Here is a 20,317-nt window from a genome sequence, read left to right as displayed (position 1 = left end):
CCGCTCCGGCGCCGACCGGGCCGGAGGGCACCCGTCTATTCGAGCGGAAGGATGCACACAATGCGGAACACCGCGCGCTGGGCAGCGATCCTCGGCCTCACGGCCGCCGTCTGCGCACCCCTGACCGGGGCCGCCCTCGCTGCACCGGGCGCCGCCCCGTCGTCGCTCTACGCCCCCTCGGCGCTGGTGCTGACCACCGGCCACGGCGAGACCGCGGCCGCGGCCACCCCCGAGCGCGCCGTCACCCTGAACTGCGCCCCGACGGCGTCCGGCACCCACCCGGCGGCGATCGACGCCTGTGCCGAACTGCGCGCCGCCGGCGGCGACCTGTCGGCCCTGAAGGCCCGCGACGACGTGCGGTGCACCAAGCTCTACGACCCGGTCGTGGTCACGGTCCAGGGTGTCTGGCAGGGCAAGCGCGTCTCGTACGAGCGCACCTTCGGCAACTCCTGCGTGAGGGACGCCATGAGCAGCAGCGTCTTCGCGTTCTAGGACCGGGATCGCAAGGTCCGCGCGCCGCCGGATCAGGCTCGCAACTGGGGAGTGCGGCCCCTGGAGCGTGGACGTGCGATCTCGCACCGGGACCGACGGGCGGAGTGGGGCCCCCGCCGGATTTCCCGGGCACACAGCCGCTCCCCGGAACAGGCCCGTGGGGGGCCTCTCCGGGGAGCGGCGAAAAACGACCGGTATCGAAAAACAACCGGTTTCAACTGAAGACCGGACGTCAGGCCTTGCGCCGGTGACTCGTGTCGCACCAGGGGTAGCGGCGACTGCGCCGGCAGGTGCACAGGGCCACCCGGAAGCGGTCGGAGGAGACCGTGGTGCCGTCGTCCAGCTCGATCTCCACCGGGCCCTCCATCAGGAGCGGCCCGCGCCGCTGCATCCGGATCCGGCGGGGCTGTTCAGCAGGGTCGTTCGGCACGGATCACCACCAGCTCCTCCTTGTCGTCGGCGGCCGTGAGCAGACCGCTCCGGCGCAGCCAGTCCTCCCGGGAGCGCAGCACCGGACCGAACTCGATCCAGCGGCGCCGGACGACGGCGGCCTTGAGATCCGCCGCGCGCAGCAGTTCCAGGGTCCGCTCCGGGCCGCTGAGCGCCGAGTGGACCAGCAGCAGCACCCCGCCGGGCCGCAGCAGCCCGGGTGCGTCCCGGCAGATACGGTCCAGCAGCAGCCGCCCGTCGTGGCCCGCGTCCCAGGCCCGCGACCTGCCGTGCGGCTCGCCCCCGGAGCCGGGCGCCGGCACGTACGGCGGGTTGGCCAGGATGAGGTCGTACGATCCGTCCGCGACGGGGCCGAAGAGGTTGCCGCGCCGGATCCGCACCGGCTGGCCGGTCAGCCACGCGTTCAGCCGCGCCGTCCACACCGCCCGCCGTGAGACGTCCACCGCGGTCACGTCGGCGCCGTGCCGGGCGGCCGCCAGGGCCAGCGCCCCGCTTCCGGTGCCCACGTCCAGAACCCGCGCGCCCGGTGCCGGCGCCTCTTCGTCCAGTGCCTCGGCCAGCAAGGCGGTGTCGTCCTGAGGGGCGTACACGCCCGGAAGTACCCATGCTGTCACGCCGGCCCGGGTACCCCCTTCATCAGGATGTATGGGCCATTTCCCGGGCAAGGGGAACGCGGAGCGACGACCGCCCCGCACGCCACTCGCCGAGCAGCCGCCGCGCCAGCCGCTCCTCCACGAACTCGGTGGCGTCGATCCCGAAGGCGATGTCGGCCGCCAGTTCGGGCTCCTCCGCCAGCAGCCCGCCGATCACGTCGTGGCGGACGACCTGCTCGTGCACCGCGTCCGCCTCGACGTGCTCGTCGTAGAAGAACTCGGCGGCCGGCCCGGCCCCGGTGCGGCGCATCGCCTCGGCCAGCCGGCGGGAACCGGGGGAGGAGGTGATCTCCACGTCCGCGAAGTGGCCCACCAGCGCCCCGCGCAGCCGGCGGTGCAGCCCGAACAGCGACATCAGGTTGACGACGGTGAGCATCTCGGCGCAGGCCGCGTCCAGGTGGCGGCCGTACGCGGTGTCCAGGCCCAGGTCCGTCATCAGATCGGCGAAGAGCCGTGCGTGCACGCGCTCGGTCCGGCCGCCGCCGAACTCGTCGAACTCCACCGCCGCCATCGCCGCCTTGGCGCGGCCCCACAAGCGGGGCAGCACCCAGGCGTGCGGGTCGGCCTCCTTCAGGTGGTACAGGGAACGCTGCGCGGCGTACTCCCGCACATGCCACAGCTCGCCCTCGTCGCACAGGAAGTGCGAGACGCCCGTCCCCTCGGCGGGCTCCACCAGGAGGGCGGCCAGGGCCTCGTCGAGGCTGTCGTGCACCGGCGTGTCGGCGCGCAGGGCGGACAGGAAGCGGTTCTCCAGCGCGCCCCGCAGCGCGAGCAGCCCGGGATCCCACTCCAGCTCCGGGCGGACGCCCGCGAAACCGCGGTAGTGCAGCTCGTAGCACAGGTAGAGGGCGAGCTGGAGATCGTCGCCGTAGGGATCGGCCGCCTCGGCGCCGGCGGCGTCGGGCAGCGGGCCCGCGTCGCGCAGGAAGGCGGTGACGGCTGCGGACAGGGGCCCGCGCGGCGCGGGCAGCTCGGGTCCTCGCAGGTGGTGGTTCATGGCAGCCGGGTACCCGGCCGCGATGAAAGCACTAGTGATCAACTGCACTCTCAAGCGGTCACCCGACGCCTCCGACACGGAGGCGCTCGCCGGGGTGGTCACCGGGCGACTGGAGAGGGAGGGCGTGGGCGTCGACCTCGTACGGGCGGTGGACCTGCCGATCGAGCCCGGCGTCACCAGCGAGCCCGTCACCGACGGCGACGCCTGGCCCCAGGTCCACGGCAAGCTGCTGGACGCCGAGGTCCTGGTGATCGCGTCACCGACCTGGCTGGGGCGTCCGTCCTCCGTCGCCCAGCGGGTGCTGGAGCGGATGGACGCGATGCTGTCCGAGACCGACGGCGACGGCCGCCCGGTCGCCTACAACCGGGTCGCCGGTGCGGTCGTCACCGGCAACGAGGACGGGGCGCATCATGTGATCAGCGAGATCTCCGGCGCCCTCGCCGACATCGGCTACACGATCCCGGGCCAGGCCTGGACGTACTGGCACCTCGGCCCGGGGCCGGGTCCCGATTACCTGTACGAGGAACGCGGCCGCGAGTGGTCGCACCGGACCGGCCGCGCCATGGCCGCGAACCTGCACGCGGTCGCCCGCGCGCCGGCGGAGCACCCGGTGGGTGCTCCGCCGGAATAGCGGGAGGGCGCTCAGTCCCCCTCGGACTGCTCCTGCGCTCCGGTGTTCGGGGTGATGGCGTCCGCCGCCTCGCCCCGGTTCCGCTCGTCCTCGCCGTGCGTCTCGGCCTCCTCGGCCTCGTGCAGCACTTCCCCCAGGGCCGTATCGGGCCGCTTCCCCTGGTCGTTCCCGCCCGGCATGGCGTCTCCTTCCGTCGCCTGGTCTTGATCCACTACGGGTTACCCGTCGGCGCGGTCTCAAGCGCCCCGGCACGGGTCCGGGAAGGCGGAGGCGTCGTCCACGGGCCCGGCGTGCGGACGCGCGGGGGAGTGGGCGGGTAGCCTCGGCACGCCGAGGGGGGCCCGCACCGCGGAGGACCGATCACCATGCCCGCCGACCTCACCGGCACCTTCCTGACCCTGGACGACGGCCGCCCGGCCGTCCGCTTCACCCGGATCTACGACCTGCCCCAGGACCGGGTCTGGAGGCTGGTGACCGACCCGGGCGAGCTGGCCGGCTGGTTCCCCTCGCGCGCCGAGATGGACCTGCGCCCCGGCGGCGCCATCACGTTCAGCGGCGACCCGAACATGCCGGAGTCGACCGGCACGGTGCTCGCCGCCGACCCGCCTCGCCACCTCTCCTTCGAGTGGGGCGGCGACGAACTCCGCTTCGGCCTGGAGGCGGAGGACGGCCGGCGCACCCGGCTGACGCTCACCGACGTGCTGGCCGACGAGAAGGCCGCCGCCCGCAACGCCGCGGGCTGGGAGGTGTGCCTGGCCGCCCTGGACGCCAGGGCGCGCGGCGAGCACCCCGACGGACCGCACGCCGGAGCGGGCGCGGCCTGGCGGGAGTTCTACGACGCCTACGTCGCGGCGGGAGCGCCCTCGGGCGCACCAGTGCCGGGCCTGGACTGACCGCCCGGCCCGCGCCCGGTCCTCGCCTACGCCAGTTGCCTGCGCACCAGTTCGTGCAGCCGGCCCCCGGTGTCGGCGAGCAGCTCGGCGGGCGGCCCCTGCTGGATCACCCGGCCGTCCTCCATCACGATCACCCGGTCCGCGTCCAGCACTGTCGACAGGCGGTGCGCGATGACGATCCGGGTGGCGTTCAGCTTGCGGGTGCTGTCGATGACCGTGCGCTGGGTGTCGTTGTCCAGGGCGCTGGTCGCCTCGTCGAAGAACAGGATGCGCGGACGCCGGATCAGCGCCTGGGCGATCATCAGCCGCTGCCGCTGGCCTCCGGAGATCGCGCCGTTGCCGGCCACGATCGTGTGCAGGCCCATCGGCATCCGCTTGATGTCCTCCGCGAGGCCCGCCAGCTCGGCGGCGGCCATCGCCTCCTCCGGCGTGTACGGCTCGGTGCCGCAGATGACGTCCAGGATGGAACCGGTGAACGGCTGCGCGTGCTGGAGCACCACACCGCACTGGCGGCGCACCGCCGACTGGTCCAGGGCCGCCAGGTCCTGCCCGTCGTACAGCACGCTGCCCGAGACCGGCCGGTCGAAGCCGATGAGCAGCCGCAGCAGCGTGGACTTGCCGCAGCCGCTCGGGCCGACGACCGCCACGAACTCGCCCGGACGGACGGCGAAGGACACGTCGTCGAGGACGAGCGGCCCGTCGTCGGCGTACCGGAACGACAGCCGGCGGGCCTCGACGGCGCCCGACAGCGGGCCGGGCCGGGTGCTCGCGGTGCGCACCTCGGGCGTGGCGTCCAGCACCGGCCTGATCTCCTCGAACAGCGGCAGCGCCGCCACCGCCGAGACGAAGGAGCCGGTGAGCTGGGTGACCGAGGTCAGCACCATCGTCACCGAGGTGTTGAAGGTGAGGAACGCCGCCGCCGACATCGCGCCCCTGGCCGGCCCGGCCAGCAGCATGAACATCAGCAGCGTGCACACCGGCAGGTAGACCGCGCCCAGCACCGAGGTGAGGTTCTTGATCCGGCCCACCTTCTGCTGGAGCTCCCGGCTGTGCGCGAACTGGCGCGCCCACGCGGCGTACGCGTAGTTCTCCGCCGCCGCCACCCGCAGCTTGGGCAGACCGCGCAGGGTCTGGAAGGCCTGGTTGTTCAGCTTGTTGCCGAGCACCACCAGGCGCCGCTGCCAGCGGACCTGCCACAGGCCGAGCCCCAGGAACACCGCCGCGATGACGACGAGCATGCCGATCGCCGCCATGGCCATCGCCGGGCTGTACCAGAACAGCAGCCCCAGGTTCATCGCGCCGACCGTCACCGACTGCGCGACCACCGGGCCGGTCCCGGCCAGCAGCCGGCGGATCGCGCTGATCCCCATGGCGGCACTGGCCAGCTCACCGGTGGAGCGCTGGGTGAAGAACCGGGTGGGCAGCCGCAGCAGCCGGTCCCACACGGCCGGCTGCAGCGCCGACTCGATGCGGCCCTCCATGCGCAGGATGGTCAGGTTCTCCAGCAGTGTGAAGGCGGCCGACACCACCCCGCTCACCATCACCGCGAGGCATACCTGCACGATCAGGCCCGTCTGGGCCTTCGGCACGTACTCGCCGAGCACCTTGCCGGTGGCGATCGGCACCAGCGCGCCGATGACCACCGTCACCAGCCCGGCCAGCGCCAGATTCCCCAGGTCGCCGCGCGTGCCGCGCAGACTGAACCGCAGCAGCCCGAGCGGACCGAGCCGCCGCTCGGGCAGCGGCCGGTAGAACATCACCGCGCGCGGCTCGAACTCCTCGGCGTTCGCCTTCTCCACCGGCGTCTCGCGCCCGGTGCCCGGATGCACCGCCACATAGCCGCCGCGCCGCCACAGCAGCGCCACCGGCGCCCCGGACAGCGCCCGGTGCCCCACCAGCGGGCCCACGTTCTCCCGCCACCAGCGCCCGTCCAGCCGGACCGCCCGGGTCCGCACCCGGGAGGCGAGCGCCACCCGCTCGACCGGGTCGAGGCGTTCGCTCTCGGTGCCGCTCTGCGCGGGGGCGGCCAGCTCGATGCCGGCCGCCTCGGCGACCAGCTTGCAGGCCGCGTAGCTCGCGTCGGCGTCGGCGGCCGTCGCCGGACGGGCCGAGCGCCTGCCGATGGAGGCCAGCAGCGTCTGGTCGGCCTGGGCGCGGACCGCCTCACCGGCCTTGATGCCGGCCGCCGTACGCGTCTCGTGGGTGCGCTCGAGCTGCTCGATCCACCGGTCGAGCGCGGTCAGCAGCCGGTACTGCTGGTCGACCATGCTCTGCCACAGCGCCGGGTCCATCAGCAGATCGGCCGCGGCCTCGGCGCCGTACAGCGAGCCGTACTGCACGCTGCCCGGCGGCACCTGCATCCAGAACACGTCGTCGTCGGCGGGCGCGGCGGCGCGTTCCTCGGCCATCGGCGCCTGGAAGAGGACGGACAGACCGCGGCCCACGCCGAGGGCGAGGGCGTACTCCAGCGGGCTGGTCGTGGGCGGCACGTACTGCGGGTTGCCGTACTCGTCGTACGACCAGGTCTGGGTGTGGGCGGGCTGGTACAGCTCGCGCAGGTTGACGCGGTGCAGCACGCAGTCCCGCACCGGGCGGGCCACGAGCGTGTGCTGGGGCCCGGCGACCGGGCCGAGCAGCAGCGCGCCCGCCTCCAGGCGGCCCAGATGGTGCCAGTGCCCCTGCTGCTCGGCGTCCACCGCGAACAGGTCGAGCCCGCCGGCCGCGACCAGCCACAGCACCTGCGGCCCTTCGAGGTCCACGCGGCTGAAACCGGCGCAGTCGACCCGCGTGCCCAGCGAACCGAGCGCGCCGAGGACGAGGTCGCCTTCGTGCACGGACGTCATCTCACCGCTCCCTGACCAGCGCGGCGTACGCGCCACCGCGCGCCACCAGCTCCTCGTGCCGCCCGCGTTCCACGACGGTGCCGTGCTCCAGCACGACGATCTCGTCGCTGTCGCGGACCGTGCTCAGCCGGTGGGCGATCACCACGCAGGCGCAGCCGCGCCGGCGCAGGTTGTCCATCACGACCAGCTCGGTCTCCGCGTCCAGCGCGCTGGTCACCTCGTCCAGCACCAGGATGCTCGGCCGGCGCACCAGCGCCCGGGCGATCTCCAGGCGCTGCCGCTGGCCGCCGGAGAAGTTCCGGCCGTCCTGCTCGACCATGCTGTGGATCCCGCCCGGCCGGCGCGTCACCACGTCGTACAGGGCGGCGTCCCTGAGCGCCTCGATCACCGCCTCGTCGGGGATCGACGGGTCCCACAGGGCCACGTTGTCGCGGATCGAGCCCTCGAACAGGAACACGTCCTGGTCGACGAAGGACACCGAGGCGGCGAGCGCGCCGCGCGGGATGTCCTCCAGCCGGCGGCCGTCGATGCGGATCACCCCGTCCCACGGCGTGTACAGGCCCGAGATCAGCCGGGACACCGTCGACTTGCCGCTGCCCGAGCCGCCGACCAGGGCCACCTGCCGGCCGGGGCCCACCGTCAGGTCGAACCCGGTCAGCAGCGGCTGGTCCAGCGGGCTGTAGCCGAAGGTGACGTTCTCCAGTTCGATGTGCCCGTGCAGCCGGCGGGTGGAGTCGCCCGAGCCGGGCCGCGCGTAGAGCGGGTCGGCCTGGAAGTTCTCCACGTCCTTCAGCCGGGCCACGTCCGCGGCGAAGTCCTGGATGCGGCCCGCGACGCCGTTGAGCCGGGTCAGCGGCGCGGTGAACCGGGTGACCAGCGCCTGGAAGGCGACCAGCAGACCGACCGAGATGTGCCCCTCGACGGCCCGCATCCCGCCGATCCAGAGGATCAGCGCGCTGTTGAGCGTGGCGAGCGTCGGCGCGACCACGCCCAGCCAGGCGCTCGGCACGCCGAGCCGCTGCTGCTCCTCCAGCGTGGTGGCGTGCTGGCCGGCCCACTTGCGGAAGTAGCCGTCCTCGCCGCCGGTCGCCTTCATCGTCTCGATGAGCTGCAGCCCCGAGTACGAGGTGTTGGTGAGCCGGGCGGTGTCCGCGCGCAGCTTCGCCGTCCGGGTCGCCCGCAGCCGTACCACCAGCCGCATCGCGACGACGTTCAGCAGGGCCACGCCGATGCCGACGAACGTCAGCTGCGGGTCGTACGTGTACAGCAGCACGGCGTACAGCACGACCACGATGGCGTCCACGCCCGCCGCCGCGAGGTCGCGGGCCAGGGTCTCGGCCACCTGGTCGTTGGACTGCAGGCGCTGCACCAGGTCGGCCGGGGAGCGCTGGGAGAAGAAGGTGACCGGCAGCCGCAGCAGATGGCGCAGGAAGCGGGCGCTGGAGAGGGTGGAGGAGATGATCCGGCCGTGCAGCAGGTTCGCCTGCTGGAGCCAGGTCAGCACCAGGGTGAGCGCGACACAGGTGGCCATCGAGGCGAACAGCACGCCGAGCAGCGAGGTCTGCCCGCCGATGAGGAACATGTCGATGTAGGTACGGCTGAGCGCGGGCACCGCCGCCCCGACCGCCACCAGCAGCAGGCTGGCCAGCACGGCGGCCGGCAGGGTGCCCGCGGTGCCGCGCAGCCGGGCCGGCATCGCGCCGAGCACGCCCGGCCGGCGGCCGCCCCGGGTGAAGTCCCCGCCCGGCTCCATCACCAGCACGACACCGGTGAAGCTGCCGTCGAACTCCTCCATCGGCACGAACCGGCGGCCCTTGGCGGGGTCGTTGATGTACACCCCGCGGCGGCCGAAGCGGCGGCCCATGCCGTCGTAGACGACGTAGTGGTTGAACTCCCAGAAGAGGACGGCCGGCGCCTTCACCTCGGCGAGCGCGGCCAGGTCCATCTGCATGCCCTTGGCGGTCAGCCCGTAACCGCGGGCGGCCTTCAGCAGGTTGCTGGCGCGCGAGCCGTCGCGGGAGACGCCGCAGGCGATGCGCAGCTCCTCCAGCGGGACGTGCCGGCCGTAGTGGCCGAGCACCATGGCGAGGGAGGCGGCGCCGCACTCGACGGCCTCCATCTGGAGCACGGTGGGCGTACGGACCGTGCCGCCGCGGGACTTGGGCACCGGCCTGCGGGCCGGGGCGGCGCGTCTGCGGCCGCGGGATTCCTGGGCGGTGGTCACGGGAGCAGCCAATCGACGGGACGCTGGTCGGCCAGCTTGATCGAACCGGAGGCGAGGGTCATGGAGTCGAGCCGGTACGGCGGCCCCTCGGCGGACGACCAGCGGTAACCGCTCTTCGCCGACGCCGACTTGTCCAGCGAGACCAGCACCGCCACCGGGCGGCCCTTGCGGGTGAACTGCTCGCCGAGCTGGCTGTCGCCGAGGAACGCGGCGATGGACTGCGGGGACTGCGCGGCGCGGTCCACCGACTTCACGTGCCCGCGCAGCACGCCGTACCGCTGTGCGGGCACGGAGGACACGGTCAGGTCGACCGGGGCGTGCGCGGGGATGGCGGCCGCGTTCTCGGCGGGGACGTACACGGTCGCGTACAGCGGGTCCGAGGCGTGGGCGATCTTCTCCACGGAGGCCACGTTGGCGCCGGTCTGGACGATCTGCCCGATGGTGGCGGCGAGCGCGGTGATCCGGCCCGCGGCGACGGTGCGCACCACCGTGTCGCCCTGGCCGGTGCGGACCTTGAGCACGGGCGCGCCGGCCGGCAGCCGTTCGCCCTGCTCGGCGAGCACGGCCGTGACCTGGCCGGCGACGGGGCTCTGCAGCAGGTAACTGCCCTGCCCATGGGTCAGGACGGCCTGTGCGGCGACGGTGGAGGCGACCGATCCGGTCACCGCCCACACGGAGGCCGCCGCCATGACGACGACGGTGACGCCGAGCGCGAGCCAGCCCTGGGGGCGGGCCAGTCGCACCGGGAGGTCCAGCTCCTCCGGCGACTGGAGCTTGGCGAGGGCCTGTTGGCGGAACTGCACGGAACTTCCCTCACCCGAGGAGAGACATCGTCACGACAGGAACGCGGGCACCCGAGAGTCCCGGAGCCGGGGGGCGGCTCCGGGACTTCGGTGACACCGGGGTGCGATCAGAGACCGGCGACCAGGCCGGTGATCGGGGCGGTGTTCAGGCCCGTGACACCCTCGACGGTGCCGACGGCGGTGTCCACCAGGCCGGCGACGGGGGCAACGCCGTTCACGGCACCGGTCACGGTGTTGAGGGCGTTCAGGGACAGACCGCCGGAGACGTTGTCCAGCTCGGCGTCCGAGATCTCGACGGTCTCAACCTGGGGGGTGGAGTTCATGGTGGAACTTCCCTTCGTATGGATATTCATAAGGGGGGAAGCGGCCCCCTCTGGGGACAGACGGACGGCCGCCACCGCGGGCTCCGGGCCCCCGTTTCCGGAAGGCCCGGGGGAATGCCCGCGGTGCGATGGATCAAAGCACGCCCGCGCTTCTGGCTTCCAATCAAACATGCCTCTCACCTGCGCACTTGGAGTACCCAAGAGTCCAACGGTGCAGGTTTGCGCACGCCGTGTCGGCCACTCCTTCACATGCCGCACGGCATCGGCGCGGCCGCGCCCTTGCCCACCGGCCGGCGAATCCGGCACTCCGCGCCAAAGGAGTGCCGGGGGGCGCGCGGATGTGCAGATACGACGGCGGCGGTGACGCGCTTGGGCAGTCGATGTGCAGATTCCCTGAAGCAGGGATTCCGGTACGTGTGCAGAACTGGCTGTTACCGAACGGTAGCCGAGCGTGCCCGTTCAGGGGTGCGCGGAGCGCCGGCCCGGGAAGGCGCGGACCGTCAGCCCAGGAGCGCGTAGACCGTGCTCGCCCGGGCCGCCAGTGCGCCTGACTCCGTGTCGCGCAGGGTGATGTCGGCGAACGCCGTCCGCCGCCCCAGCTTGGTGAGCACCGCCTCGATCCGGACGTCGGAACCGGTCACCGCGCGCTGGAAGGACGTCGACTGCTGCACGGTCGTCATCGGCACGAAGCCGCCCCGGGCGGCCGAGACCGCGACCACCGTGGCCGTGTCGGCCGCCGCCATCAGCGCCTGGCCCGACAGTCCGCCGCCCTCCCGGGCCAGCCGCTCCGACCAGGGCAGCCGCAGCACCGCGCGGTCCTCGGCCAGCGACTCGACCACCAGGCCCAGTTCGAGGACCCAGGGGGCGAAACAGGTGGCGAGGATCTTGTCGGCCTCGGCGGTGGTCAGCGTCATGTCGGCGATTCTTCCCGGCCCGGCGCCGGGACACGCGCGACGCGGCCGATTCGCCTCGGTGGCACGGGAGTCGGCAACCGGAATTGAACGCACCGCCTGACCCGCCCGTACCTGTAGCCATCCAGGCGCCCCGAACGACTGCCCGACCGCGGCAGATTCCCCCGCTCCCAGGAGGTCGAGAAGTTTGAGTCACAAGCGAATGCCCAAGCGCAAGGCCGCGATAGCGGTGGGCGGTGTCGCTGCGCTCGGCGCGGCGGCCCTCCTGCTGCCCAACGCCAACGCGTCCCAGGACAAGGCGTCGGGCGCCGCCGGCACCGCCAGGACCCTGAAGGCCGCGGACGCCTCGGATCTCGCCGCCCAACTGCAGAAGGCGCTCGGCGACGCCGTCGCCGGGTCCTACTACGACAGCGCCAAGCGGCAGCTCGTCGTCAACGTGGTCAGCGGCGACAAGAACGTGATCGTCCAGGCGGAGAAGGCCGGCGCGGCCGTGCGCCAGGTCGACAACAGCACCGCCGAACTCCAGGCCGCCGCGCGGACCCTGAAGAGCAAGGCCACCGTCCCGGGCACCGCCTGGGCCGTCGACCCGCGCACCAACAAGGTCGTGGTCACCGCCGACTCCACCGTCACCGGCGCCAAGTGGGACCGGGTCCAGTCGACCGTGCGCGGTCTCGGCTCCGGCATGGCCACCCTGAAGAGGTCCGCCGGTTCCCTCAAGACCTTCGTCTCGGGCGGCGACGCCATCTTCTCCCAGGTGCAGGGCGGCAACGTGCGCTGCTCCCTCGGCTTCAACGTCACCGCCTCCGACGGCAGCCCCGCCTTCCTGACGGCCGGTCACTGCGGGGTGGCGGCCAAGCAGTGGTCGGACTCCCAGAACGGGCAGCCCATCGCCACCGTGGACCAGGCCACCTTCCCCGGCGAGGGCGACTTCTCACTCGTCAAGTACGACGACCCGAACACCCAGGCGCCCAGCGAGGTCAACGCGGGCAACGGCCAGACCGTGCAGATCAACCAGGCGGTGGACGCGACGGTCGGCCAGGCCGTGTTCCGGATGGGCTCCACCACCGGGCTGCACAACGGCCAGGTGACCGGCCTCGACGCCACCGTCAACTTCCAGAGCGAGACGGACCCCAACGGCGTCGACACGGTCACCGGCCTCATCCAGACCGACGTCTGCGCCGAGGCGGGCGACAGCGGCGGCTCCCTGTTCACCCAGGACGGCGGCGCGGTCGGCCTCACCTCCGGCGGCAGCGGGGACTGCACCAGCGGCGGCGAGACCTTCTTCCAGCCGGTCACCGCGGCCCTGCAGGCCACCGGCGCCACCCTCGGGAACGGCGGGAACGGCGCGGGCGGCCAGGCGGGTGCCGGAGCCGGGGACCAGGCGGGCGCGGGCGACCAGGCGGGTGCAGGAGCGGGGGACCAGGCCGGAGCGGGCGACCAGGCAGGAGCTGGTGACCAGGCCGGCGCCGGTGCCGGTGACCAGGCTGGAGCCGGGGAGCAGGCGGGCGCCGGGGACGGCTCGGGCGCCGGTGACCAGGCGGGCGGCGACCAGATCGGCGGCGGCGCCGACCCGTCGGCCACGGCGGGCGGCCACCAGAGCGGCACGGGCGAGGGCGCGGGCGACCAGGCGGGCGCGGGCGACGGGTCCTCCTCCGCCGACGGGTCCCACTGATCCCACCGGGGCCCGCCGGCTCGCGCCGGGCGCGACCGGGGCCACCGGGCCGCAGCACGACTCCCCGCCCGGCCCACAGCGGTTCCGGCCGGGCGGGGACGGTCCGGTCCTCCGGCGGGAGGGCCGGACCGCGGCCGTCGCGGCACCCGGGACTCGCCGCTGTCGTGGTGCCTGGGACTCGCCGCTGTCGTGGGGCCTGGGACTCGCCGCCGTCGCGGCACCCGGGACTCGCCGCCGTCGCGGCGCCCGGGGCTCGCCGCCGTCGCGGCGCCCGGGGCTCGCCGCCGTCGCGGCACCGCGGCTCAGCCGCCGTCGTGGGCCCTGAGCAGCAGCACCGCGACGTCGTCCATCCGTTCCTGCGCGGCCGCGCTGTGCCGCAGCAGCTCGTCGGCCAGCTCCTCCAGCGGCCGGCCGCCCACCTCGCCGAGCAGCGCGCCCAGGTCGACCAGGGAGTCCTCGATGTCCACGCCGGGCGACTCCACCAGCCCGTCCGTGTACAGGGCGAGCACCGAGCCGGGCGTCAGGGACACCTCGGTGGTCGGGTACGTGGCGGAGGCGTCGATGCCCAGCAGCGGGCCGCCCGCCAGGTCCAGCACCCGCACCCGGCCGTCCGGGCGCCTGAGCAGGGGCGGCGGATGCCCCGCGCGAGCCATCACGGCCCGGCCCCGGGCCGGGTCCAGACGCAGGTACAGACAGCTCGCGAACAGCTCGGACCCCAGATCGATGAGCAGCCGGTTGGTGCTGCTCATCACCTCCTCGGGCGGCTGCCCCACCGTGGTGTAGGCGCGGACCCCGGTGCGGATCTGCCCCATCAGCGCCGCCGCCGTGACGTTGTGTCCCTGTACGTCCCCGATCACCGCCGCCGCCAGCGGGCCGGTCGGCACCAGGTCGTAGAAGTCGCCGCCGATCTCCATGCCCTGAGTGGCCGGCAGATACCGGGCGGCCGCCTCGATCCCGGGCAGCCTCGCCAGCGAGTGCGGCAGCAGGGACTCCTGGAGCCCCTGCGCCAGCCGGTGCTTGGCGTCGTACAGCAGGGCGCGCTCCAATGCCTGCGCGATGAGACCGCCGAGGCTGGTCAGCACCGCCCGCTCGTCGGCGGCGAAGGCCCGCGGTTCGGCGTACGCGAGCACACAGGTGCCCACCGGCCGCCCGGACGCGATCAGCGGCAGGAACGCCCAGGCCGCGTAGCCGTCCGGGGTCCGCTGCCGGCTGGGATACAGCCGCTCCAGCTGCTCCTGGGTCTCGAAGAACCCCGGTACGCCGCTGTTCAGGACATGGGTGCCCGGGGTGCGCTCGGTGAGCGGCAGACCGTCGAACCGCTCCACCACGTGCGGGTCGGTGTAGCCGCGGTGTCCCAGCACGTGCAGCCGTCCGCCCTGGGAGCCGAGGATCACCAGCGCCTGGCTGCCGACCGCCGGGGCCACCTCGTCGGCGACCAGCTGCACCACGTCGTGCACCCCGACCGCCTCGGTCAGCGCGCCCGCCAGGCTGAGCACCTGAGAGATCGTCACCAGCCGGGACGGCCCCGGTCCCGGCTGCGGCGTCTCGCGGGTGATCTCGGCGACTGCCCGGGCACGGGTGATCCGGACGCTCAGCCCGGTCCTGCTCGGGTACAGCCGGAACGACAGCCATTCGCCCGGCGGGCGCAGCGCCACGAACGACGCCACCTGCTGGCTGATCAGCGCGGCCCGGTAGCGGTCCTCGTACACCGGGTCGTTCAGCCACGGCACCGACACCCACGGCTGGGTGCCCAGCAGTTCGGCCGCCGGCCGGCCGAGCAGCTCGGCGGCCGCCGCGTTGACGAAGCCGACCCGGCCGTGCAGGTCCAGCGACACCAGCCCGTAGGGCAGCCGGGCCACCATCCGCGCCGCCTCCACCGTGCCCAGCGTGCCCGCCACCCCCGACACCGGCGCCGCCAGCAGATCGGCCTCGGGGAGCAGGGTCAGGTTCTCCTCGGCGGCCCGGGCCAGCCGCAGCGCGAGCCGTTCGCAACCCGCGGTCAGACGCTCCCGCTCCGGGTCGGACAGCTCCGGCGGCCGCACCCCGGGCCAGGTCACGAACACGGCGCCGAACACGGTGTCGGCCGTCGCCACCGGCAGCGCGGCCAGCGCGAACGGGTACGGCAGCACCACCGAGATACGCGGGTAGCGACGCGCCATCTCCTCCTCGCCGCTCACCCACACCAGCCGGCGCTCGCGCACCGCGTCCGCCACCGGGATCGGCGCGTGCAGCCCGACCCGCTCCCAAGGGGCCGCGAACGCGCGGGGCATGCCCGCCATGACCGCCATCTCCAGCACCGGCTCGGAGTGGCGCAGCAGGTAGACCGCGCCGGAGTGCGCGCGCACGTCCTCCAGCATCGAGGCCAGCGCGAGCGACAGCAGCGGCCGGCCGGCCGTCATGCCGGCCACCTCCGGTGTCCGCCCGGCCCCTGGCCCGTCGGGCACGGCGACCACCTCCTCGTACGGCCGCGCACGCCTCCCGGGATCAAGGCTGCCCCGTGGGCGCGCCGGGCGCACGGCGAGCGCCGCCGGCGTGCCCCCGGCGGCGTCCTGACCTGCGCGCGAACCCGCGCGTGACGATGAAATCTTCCGATTACCCCGTCCGCCCGGACCCATGCCCAGGCATCGGAAGCGCGGGTGGTGTACGGGCGCCGCACGTGCGCCCCCGCGCATCCTGATGGCCGGTTTCCCGCGCCCGTGATCGGTGACAGCGCCGAACAATAGGGCACGCGCTCAACACCTGAATTCGAAAGCATGCGAGGCGGCCGCCGAGCGGTCCGCTGGAGGGGCGGGGCAGTGATACGGGTACTCCTGGTGCACGACGCGTGTCTGGTACGGGCGGTTCTGGCCGAGTGGCTGAGACGGGAGCCCGGGCTCCAGGTGGAGGACACGCCATGGCGGGGCGCCGCGACGAGGGTGCGCTCCTTATGCCCGGACGTCTGCGCGGCGGACCTCGAGTGCGGCGACGGCCAGGGGAGCCCGCCGCTCGGTGAACTGTGTCCCCCGGGCACGGGAGGGCGGCCGCCGGCGCTGGTGGTGCTGGCGAGCGGGAACCGGCCCGGGGCCCTGAAGCGGGCGGCCGAGGCGGGGGCGCTCGGCTTCGTCGACAAGGCGGGCTCCCCGGACCGGCTGGTGCGGGCGATCCGGCGGGTCGCGGAGGGGGAACGATTCGTCGACACGTCGCTGGGCTTCGGGTTCCTCAAGGCCGCTCAGATGCCGCTGACCGGCCGGGAGTTGAGCGTGCTGTCGATGGCGGCCGACGGCGCGTCCGTCGCGGAGATCGCCGGGCGGCTGCACCTGTCCCACGGCACGGTGCGCAACTACATGGCCGCGATCACCCGCAAGACGGGGGCGCGCAACCGCATCGACGCGATCCGGATCTCGCAGGGCGAGGGGTGGCTGTGACCGCCGGTCACCGCACCGGCGCGGCGGGCTCCGCCGTCCAGTCGCCGACCAGGGCGCGGTAGCGCGCCGAGGTCCGCAGCAGTTCTTCGTGGGTGCCGCAGGCGGTGCGCGGCCCGTCCAGCACCAGTACCCGGCCGGCCCGCAGGGCCGAGCTGATGCGGTGCGCGACGACCACCAGCGTTCCGCCGGGCCGGGCGGCGAAGGCCCGCTCGGCCCGGGCCTCGGCGGCCGCGTCGAGATGGCAGGTGGCCTCGTCGAGCAGGGCGAGCGGCGCCGGGGAGAGGTAGGCGCGGGTGAGCGCGATCAACTGGCGCTCGCCCGCGGACAGCGCGGCCGGATCGACCCCGGCCGCGGGGCCGCCCAGCGCCTCGAGCAGCGGAAGGCACCCGACCGCCTCGGCCGCGGCCGTCAGCTCCGCCTCCGGCACGGGCTCCTGGCGGAACATGCCCAGGTTCTCAGCGAGGGTCCCGCCGTGGACGTACGCCTCCTGCGGAATGAGCACCCGCGCGGCGGCCGCCTCCGGGCTCGGCACGGTGTGCCCGTACACCTGGATCGCCCCCTCGCGTGCCACCAGCAACCCCGCGACCAGCCCCGTGAGGGTCGACTTCCCGATCCCGCTCGGCCCCACGACGGCCAGGTGCCCGCCCGCCGGCAGCCTCAGATCGAGCCCGTCGAGCACGGGCTCGCTGGCGGGCCCGTAGGCGAAGGTGACACCCCGGAGACCGAGGGCGGGAGCCCCGGGACGCGGACGCGGGTGAACGGTTCCCCCCGGCTCCCGCCGTGGAGCCGGCCCTCCGCCCGAGGCGCCGAGCCGGGGCGCCGGGGGCCGGGGCGGCCGACCGCCGGTGCGGCCTCGTTCGTGCGTGGCCTCTCGTGCAGGCGGCCCTTCGCCCGCGGCGTCGAGCCGGTCGCTGTGGTCGGCCGGGCCGGGCGCTGGGTGGGGGGCGGGCTCTGTTGCCGGGTGCCGGTCCGGACGTCCCTCCCCGGCTGCGGGCCGTTTCGTGGGTGCCGGCCGGCTCGGCGTGCCGGATGCGGACGCCTGACGCTGGTCGCCGCGGTCGCCCGGTGTGGGCGCGGGGCGAGGGTCCGGCTGGTCGGCGGAGCCGGGTGCGGGGCGCTGGTCCGGCCTGCCGGGTCCGGGCGCCGGGCGCCGGGCGCTGCGTCCGGCCGGGCCGGACGCCGGCTGTGGGTCCGGTCCGTCGGCGGGCCGTCGTGCGGCCGGTGGCCGGTTCTCGACGTCGGGGGGTGTGGGCGGGAGTAGGCGGCGTAGGACGACGGTGAGGCGGGAGCCGCTGGTGCCGAGGCCGTGGACGAGGTTCTGGAGGGCGGGGAGCAGGGACTGGGTGACGTAGGCCAGGGCGCCCACCAGCGCACCCGCGGTGACGCCGTGCCCGAGCAGCCAGGGCGCGGTCACCAGCAGCAGGACGACCGGCAGTTCGCCGCCCACCGCCAGCGCCGCCACCCGGGCCACGCTCCAGCGGGCCAGGGCGCGGGCGGCCCGCTCCTCGGCGGCGACCGCCTCCGAAATTTCCGCCGCCATCCGGGCCTCCGCGCCGGCGGCCGCCACGTCCCGCAGCCCCGGGCACACCGTCCCCAGCTCCCCGGCGAGCGCCTCGTCGGCGGCGAGGAAGGACTCCTGGCGCCGGGCCAGCGGCCGCAGCGTCGCAGCGAACAGCGCGACACCCGCCAGCAGCGGCGGGACGACGACCGCGAGCAGCAGCGGGTCCAGCGCGCACAGGCCGGCCAGCGCCCCGGCCGCGGTGAACAGGAACGACCGGGAGACCAGGACGAGACCGGCGGACGTGTCCCGGGCGATCTCCACCTGCTGGGTGAGCCCGGAGAGCGCTCCGCCGTCCGCCTCCCGCACCCCGCGCGCCACCACCCGCTCGACCAGCCGGTCCCGGGCGGGCTCGACCAGCGCGGCGACCGCGCCGTACACGCGTCCGGTCCCGTACGCCCCGGCGGCCACCGCGAGCCCGGCCGCGCCGAGCCAGAGCAGGCCGGTCCGTGTGTTCCCGGCCAGGAACCCGGCGTCCAGCGCCCGCGCCAGGGCGTACCCGAGCACGAAGGTCTGCCCCGCCTCCAGGGCCGACCAGCAGCCGAGCCGCACCAGCACCCGCCACCGTGCCCGCAGGAACCGCAGCGCCTGCCGCCGTACGCCCATCAGCGGGCTCCTTCCCGGTGCGGGCACCCGCCCGCGGGCCGCTCGCTCATGTCCCGTCCTCCTCCCCGAACACCGCCCGGTACTCCGGGTCCCGCCACAGCTCGGCGTGCGGGCCCACCGCCCGTACCCGGCCCCCGTCCAGCCAGGCGACCGCGTCGGCGCGGGCCGCGGTGGCCGTGCGGTGGGCGATGAGCAGACGGGTCGGGCCCGCACGGGAGGACAGCAGGGCCTCGGTGATCTGGTGCTCCGTGACCGTGTCGAGGCTGGAGAGGGCGTCGTCGAGGATGAGCAGCCGGCCGCCGTGGGCGAAGGCGCGGGCCAGCCCGAGGCGCTGGGCCTCGCCCCCGGAGCGGGGCGCGTCGGCGCAGCGGGTGGCGTAGCCGGCGGGCAGCCGGCGGACGAAGTCGTCGGCGCGGGCCGCGCGCGCGGCCGACCGGACGCGCTCGGCGGAGGGGGCGGCGAGCCCGAAGGAGAGCGTGTCCTCGATGGTGGTGCCCAGCAGGGCGGGCCGCTCGAAGGCGTACGACACCGCGCGGCGCAGCTCGTCGTGGCGCAGGTCGCGCAGCGGGACCCCGTCCAGCCGGACCTCCCCGGCGTCCGGGTCGGTGAGCCGGCCCGCGAGTTCGGCGAGCAGCGACTTGCCGGTGCCGGAACGACCGACCACCGCGAGCATGGCGCCCGCCGGGACGAGCAGGTCGACGCCGTCCAGCACGGTCCGCCCGCCCCGCCGGGCCGTCACGCCGCGCAGCTCCAGCCGTCCCTCGCCGGGCGGCAGTTCACCGGAGCCGTACCCGGGGGCCGGCTCGGCCAGCACCTCGGCCAGCCGTCCGGTGGCCGCGCGGGCCCGGGAGAGCGCGGCCAGGTGCCCGAGCAGCATGCCGACGCCGGTGGCGAGGGCCGCGTACCGGGAGGCGGCCAGCACCTCGCCGACCGACAGACGGTGCCGGGCGAGCAGCAGCCCGGCCACCGCGACCACGCCGAGGTTCAGCAGCGGCGCCACCGTGACCGCCTGCGCGGCGGCCCGCCCCTGCACCCGCCACATGCGGTGCCCGGCGCGGGACAGTTCCGGCAGCGGCCGCAAGATCCGGGCCGTCTCCCGGTCCTCGGCGCCGGCCGCGCGGATCGTGCGGGAGCCGCCGACCGCCTCGGTCAGCGCGGCGGCGATCCTGCCCTGCACCCGCTGGTAGTCGGCGGCGCAGGCCGAGGTGTCCCGGGCGAAGGCGCGCAGCAGCAGCGCCAGGACCGGCGCTCCGGCGAGGAACACGGCGGCCAGCCAGGGGTCGATGAGGCCCAGCGCCACCACCCCGCCCACCGGCCCGGCGAGCGCGGCGACCAGCGCGGCCGTGGCGCCCGGCGCCGTGCCGGCCTGCGCGGCGCTGCCCACCAGCCGGGCCACCAGGTCACCGGAGCCGAACCGGGCGCCCGCGCGCGGGCCGACGGCCAGTACGTGCCCGGTGACCCGGCGGCGCAGCCACGCGGTCGATCGCGCGTCCACCGTGCCGGTGAGGACGCCCGCGCACCCGTCCAGCACGGCGAGCAGCAGCACCAGACCCGCGCAGCAGGCCACCCAGCGGCCGGCCGGCGCACGGTTCAGCAGCAGGTCGAGGGCCCGGCCGAGCGCGGCCGGCAGCAGCAGTCCGGCGGCCGTCGCCGCCGCGCTGACGGCGCACAGCGCGGCGCACCGGGCCCGGACGTGCCGGAGCACGGCACGCGGCAGACGGTCGGGGAGGTCGGTCGGGGGCGTCATCGGCTGCGGCCTCGCCTCGGATCGAACGGGAGCACGAACAACGAACGGGACGGGAAACGGGAAGGCTCCGGGCAGCCCACCCCCGCACGGGGAGTGGGGCGCCCGGAGCC

At 74.8% G+C, this 20,317-nt stretch carries 17 protein-coding genes; 5 read left to right on the top strand and 12 right to left on the bottom strand.

Features of this window, described 5'->3' with window-relative positions:
* The first annotated feature begins 60 nt into the window (after positions 1 to 60).
* A complete protein-coding gene (locus ACZ7JA_RS23095; protein WP_351672567.1) occupies positions 61 to 492 on the top strand; it encodes a protease inhibitor in 432 nt (143 codons plus the stop codon).
* A gap of 232 nt (positions 493 to 724) precedes the next feature.
* Here the strand turns inward: ACZ7JA_RS23095 and ACZ7JA_RS23090 are convergent, their stop codons facing one another.
* The 3 genes from ACZ7JA_RS23090 to ACZ7JA_RS23080 are packed head-to-tail and all read right to left on the bottom strand — an operon-like array spanning position 725 to position 2,592.
* Positions 725 to 922, bottom strand: coding sequence for a CDGSH iron-sulfur domain-containing protein (locus ACZ7JA_RS23090; protein WP_351672569.1), 198 nt, complete (start codon positions 920 to 922; stop codon positions 725 to 727).
* Positions 903 to 1,556 carry a HemK2/MTQ2 family protein methyltransferase gene (locus tag ACZ7JA_RS23085; protein WP_351672571.1) on the bottom strand — a complete coding sequence of 218 codons (654 nt, stop codon included), beginning with the start codon at positions 1,554 to 1,556 and terminating at the stop codon, positions 903 to 905. The genes ACZ7JA_RS23090 and ACZ7JA_RS23085 overlap by 20 nt, the downstream gene beginning before the upstream one ends.
* A gap of 22 nt (positions 1,557 to 1,578) precedes the next feature.
* Positions 1,579 to 2,592 carry an iron-containing redox enzyme family protein gene (locus ACZ7JA_RS23080; RefSeq protein WP_351672573.1) on the bottom strand — a complete coding sequence of 338 codons (1,014 nt, stop codon included), beginning with the start codon at positions 2,590 to 2,592 and terminating at the stop codon, positions 1,579 to 1,581.
* Positions 2,593 to 2,614: 22 nt separating this feature from the next.
* On the opposite strand from ACZ7JA_RS23080, the gene ACZ7JA_RS23075 reads away from it, so the two are divergent.
* Positions 2,615 to 3,223 carry a flavodoxin family protein gene (locus tag ACZ7JA_RS23075; RefSeq protein WP_470810538.1) on the top strand — a complete coding sequence of 203 codons (609 nt, stop codon included), beginning with the start codon at positions 2,615 to 2,617 and terminating at the stop codon, positions 3,221 to 3,223.
* Positions 3,224 to 3,234: 11 nt separating this feature from the next.
* Here the strand turns inward: ACZ7JA_RS23075 and ACZ7JA_RS23070 are convergent, their stop codons facing one another.
* Complete coding sequence (locus ACZ7JA_RS23070) at positions 3,235 to 3,402, bottom strand: hypothetical protein (protein ID WP_351672575.1); 168 nt, start codon at positions 3,400 to 3,402, stop codon at positions 3,235 to 3,237.
* 186 nt (positions 3,403 to 3,588) lie between these two features.
* On the opposite strand from ACZ7JA_RS23070, the gene ACZ7JA_RS23065 reads away from it, so the two are divergent.
* A complete protein-coding gene (locus tag ACZ7JA_RS23065) occupies positions 3,589 to 4,116 on the top strand; it encodes an SRPBCC family protein (RefSeq protein WP_470810115.1) in 528 nt (175 codons plus the stop codon).
* A 26-nt stretch (positions 4,117 to 4,142) separates the two neighbouring features.
* Here the strand turns inward: ACZ7JA_RS23065 and ACZ7JA_RS23060 are convergent, their stop codons facing one another.
* The 5 genes from ACZ7JA_RS23060 to ACZ7JA_RS23040 all read right to left on the bottom strand — a co-directional run bounded on the left by ACZ7JA_RS23060 (position 4,143) and on the right by ACZ7JA_RS23040 (position 11,223).
* Complete coding sequence (locus ACZ7JA_RS23060) at positions 4,143 to 6,959, bottom strand: NHLP bacteriocin export ABC transporter permease/ATPase subunit (RefSeq protein WP_351672579.1); 2,817 nt, start codon at positions 6,957 to 6,959, stop codon at positions 4,143 to 4,145.
* A 1-nt stretch (position 6,960) separates the two neighbouring features.
* Positions 6,961 to 9,183, bottom strand: coding sequence for an NHLP family bacteriocin export ABC transporter peptidase/permease/ATPase subunit (locus ACZ7JA_RS23055; protein ID WP_389454192.1), 2,223 nt, complete (start codon positions 9,181 to 9,183; stop codon positions 6,961 to 6,963).
* The gene (locus ACZ7JA_RS23050; protein ID WP_351672583.1) at positions 9,180 to 9,986 is read right to left on the bottom strand and encodes an HlyD family efflux transporter periplasmic adaptor subunit; all 807 of its coding nucleotides are present in this window, start codon (positions 9,984 to 9,986) and stop codon (positions 9,180 to 9,182) included. Before ACZ7JA_RS23050 ends, ACZ7JA_RS23055 begins: the two co-directional genes overlap by 4 nt.
* 107 nt (positions 9,987 to 10,093) lie before the next feature.
* The gene (locus ACZ7JA_RS23045) at positions 10,094 to 10,309 is read right to left on the bottom strand and encodes a type A2 lantipeptide (RefSeq protein ID WP_351672585.1); all 216 of its coding nucleotides are present in this window, start codon (positions 10,307 to 10,309) and stop codon (positions 10,094 to 10,096) included.
* A gap of 500 nt (positions 10,310 to 10,809) precedes the next feature.
* Positions 10,810 to 11,223 (bottom strand): PaaI family thioesterase, encoded by a 414-nt coding sequence (locus ACZ7JA_RS23040; protein ID WP_470810112.1) that lies wholly within the window; start codon positions 11,221 to 11,223, stop codon positions 10,810 to 10,812.
* A gap of 199 nt (positions 11,224 to 11,422) precedes the next feature.
* Here ACZ7JA_RS23040 and ACZ7JA_RS23035 point away from each other — a divergent pair, with 199 nt between their 5' ends.
* Positions 11,423 to 12,892 carry a S1 family peptidase gene (locus tag ACZ7JA_RS23035; protein ID WP_470810536.1) on the top strand — a complete coding sequence of 490 codons (1,470 nt, stop codon included), beginning with the start codon at positions 11,423 to 11,425 and terminating at the stop codon, positions 12,890 to 12,892.
* Positions 12,893 to 13,194: 302 nt separating this feature from the next.
* On the opposite strand, the gene ACZ7JA_RS23030 is transcribed toward ACZ7JA_RS23035, so the two are convergent.
* Positions 13,195 to 15,291 carry a SpoIIE family protein phosphatase gene (locus ACZ7JA_RS23030; protein WP_470810534.1) on the bottom strand — a complete coding sequence of 699 codons (2,097 nt, stop codon included), beginning with the start codon at positions 15,289 to 15,291 and terminating at the stop codon, positions 13,195 to 13,197.
* Positions 15,292 to 15,687: 396 nt separating this feature from the next.
* On the opposite strand from ACZ7JA_RS23030, the gene ACZ7JA_RS23025 reads away from it, so the two are divergent.
* Complete coding sequence (locus tag ACZ7JA_RS23025; RefSeq protein WP_351672589.1) at positions 15,688 to 16,296, top strand: response regulator transcription factor; 609 nt, start codon at positions 15,688 to 15,690, stop codon at positions 16,294 to 16,296.
* A 7-nt stretch (positions 16,297 to 16,303) separates the two neighbouring features.
* On the opposite strand, the gene ACZ7JA_RS23020 is transcribed toward ACZ7JA_RS23025, so the two are convergent.
* Positions 16,304 to 18,460, bottom strand: coding sequence for an ABC transporter ATP-binding protein (locus ACZ7JA_RS23020; RefSeq protein WP_470810110.1), 2,157 nt, complete (start codon positions 18,458 to 18,460; stop codon positions 16,304 to 16,306).
* 46 nt (positions 18,461 to 18,506) lie between these two features.
* Positions 18,507 to 20,207 (bottom strand): ATP-binding cassette domain-containing protein, encoded by a 1,701-nt coding sequence (locus ACZ7JA_RS23015; protein WP_389301800.1) that lies wholly within the window; start codon positions 20,205 to 20,207, stop codon positions 18,507 to 18,509.
* Positions 20,208 to 20,317: the final 110 nt, after the last annotated feature.

This window comes from Streptomyces sp. NPDC038135, assembly GCF_055601245.1.
This window is presented reverse-complemented; position numbering and strand designations above follow the sequence as displayed.

What these genes read in the sequence shown, in the direction of transcription:
- ACZ7JA_RS23095 (WP_351672567.1), top strand. Translation starts at nt 61, where the DNA reads ATGCGGAACACCGCGCGCTGGGCAGCGATCCTCGGCCTCACGGCCGCC.
- ACZ7JA_RS23080 (WP_351672573.1), bottom strand. Translation starts at nt 2,592, where the DNA reads ATGAACCACCACCTGCGAGGACCCGAGCTGCCCGCGCCGCGCGGGCCC.
- ACZ7JA_RS23075 (WP_470810538.1), top strand. Translation starts at nt 2,615, where the DNA reads ATGAAAGCACTAGTGATCAACTGCACTCTCAAGCGGTCACCCGACGCC.
- ACZ7JA_RS23070 (WP_351672575.1), bottom strand. Translation starts at nt 3,402, where the DNA reads ATGCCGGGCGGGAACGACCAGGGGAAGCGGCCCGATACGGCCCTGGGG.
- ACZ7JA_RS23065 (WP_470810115.1), top strand. Translation starts at nt 3,589, where the DNA reads ATGCCCGCCGACCTCACCGGCACCTTCCTGACCCTGGACGACGGCCGC.
- ACZ7JA_RS23060 (WP_351672579.1), bottom strand. Translation starts at nt 6,959, where the DNA reads ATGACGTCCGTGCACGAAGGCGACCTCGTCCTCGGCGCGCTCGGTTCG.
- ACZ7JA_RS23045 (WP_351672585.1), bottom strand. Translation starts at nt 10,309, where the DNA reads ATGAACTCCACCCCCCAGGTTGAGACCGTCGAGATCTCGGACGCCGAG.
- ACZ7JA_RS23040 (WP_470810112.1), bottom strand. Translation starts at nt 11,223, where the DNA reads ATGACGCTGACCACCGCCGAGGCCGACAAGATCCTCGCCACCTGTTTC.
- ACZ7JA_RS23035 (WP_470810536.1), top strand. Translation starts at nt 11,423, where the DNA reads ATGCCCAAGCGCAAGGCCGCGATAGCGGTGGGCGGTGTCGCTGCGCTC.
- ACZ7JA_RS23030 (WP_470810534.1), bottom strand. Translation starts at nt 15,291, where the DNA reads ATGACGGCCGGCCGGCCGCTGCTGTCGCTCGCGCTGGCCTCGATGCTG.
- ACZ7JA_RS23020 (WP_470810110.1), bottom strand. Translation starts at nt 18,460, where the DNA reads ATGGGCGTACGGCGGCAGGCGCTGCGGTTCCTGCGGGCACGGTGGCGG.
- ACZ7JA_RS23015 (WP_389301800.1), bottom strand. Translation starts at nt 20,207, where the DNA reads ATGACGCCCCCGACCGACCTCCCCGACCGTCTGCCGCGTGCCGTGCTC.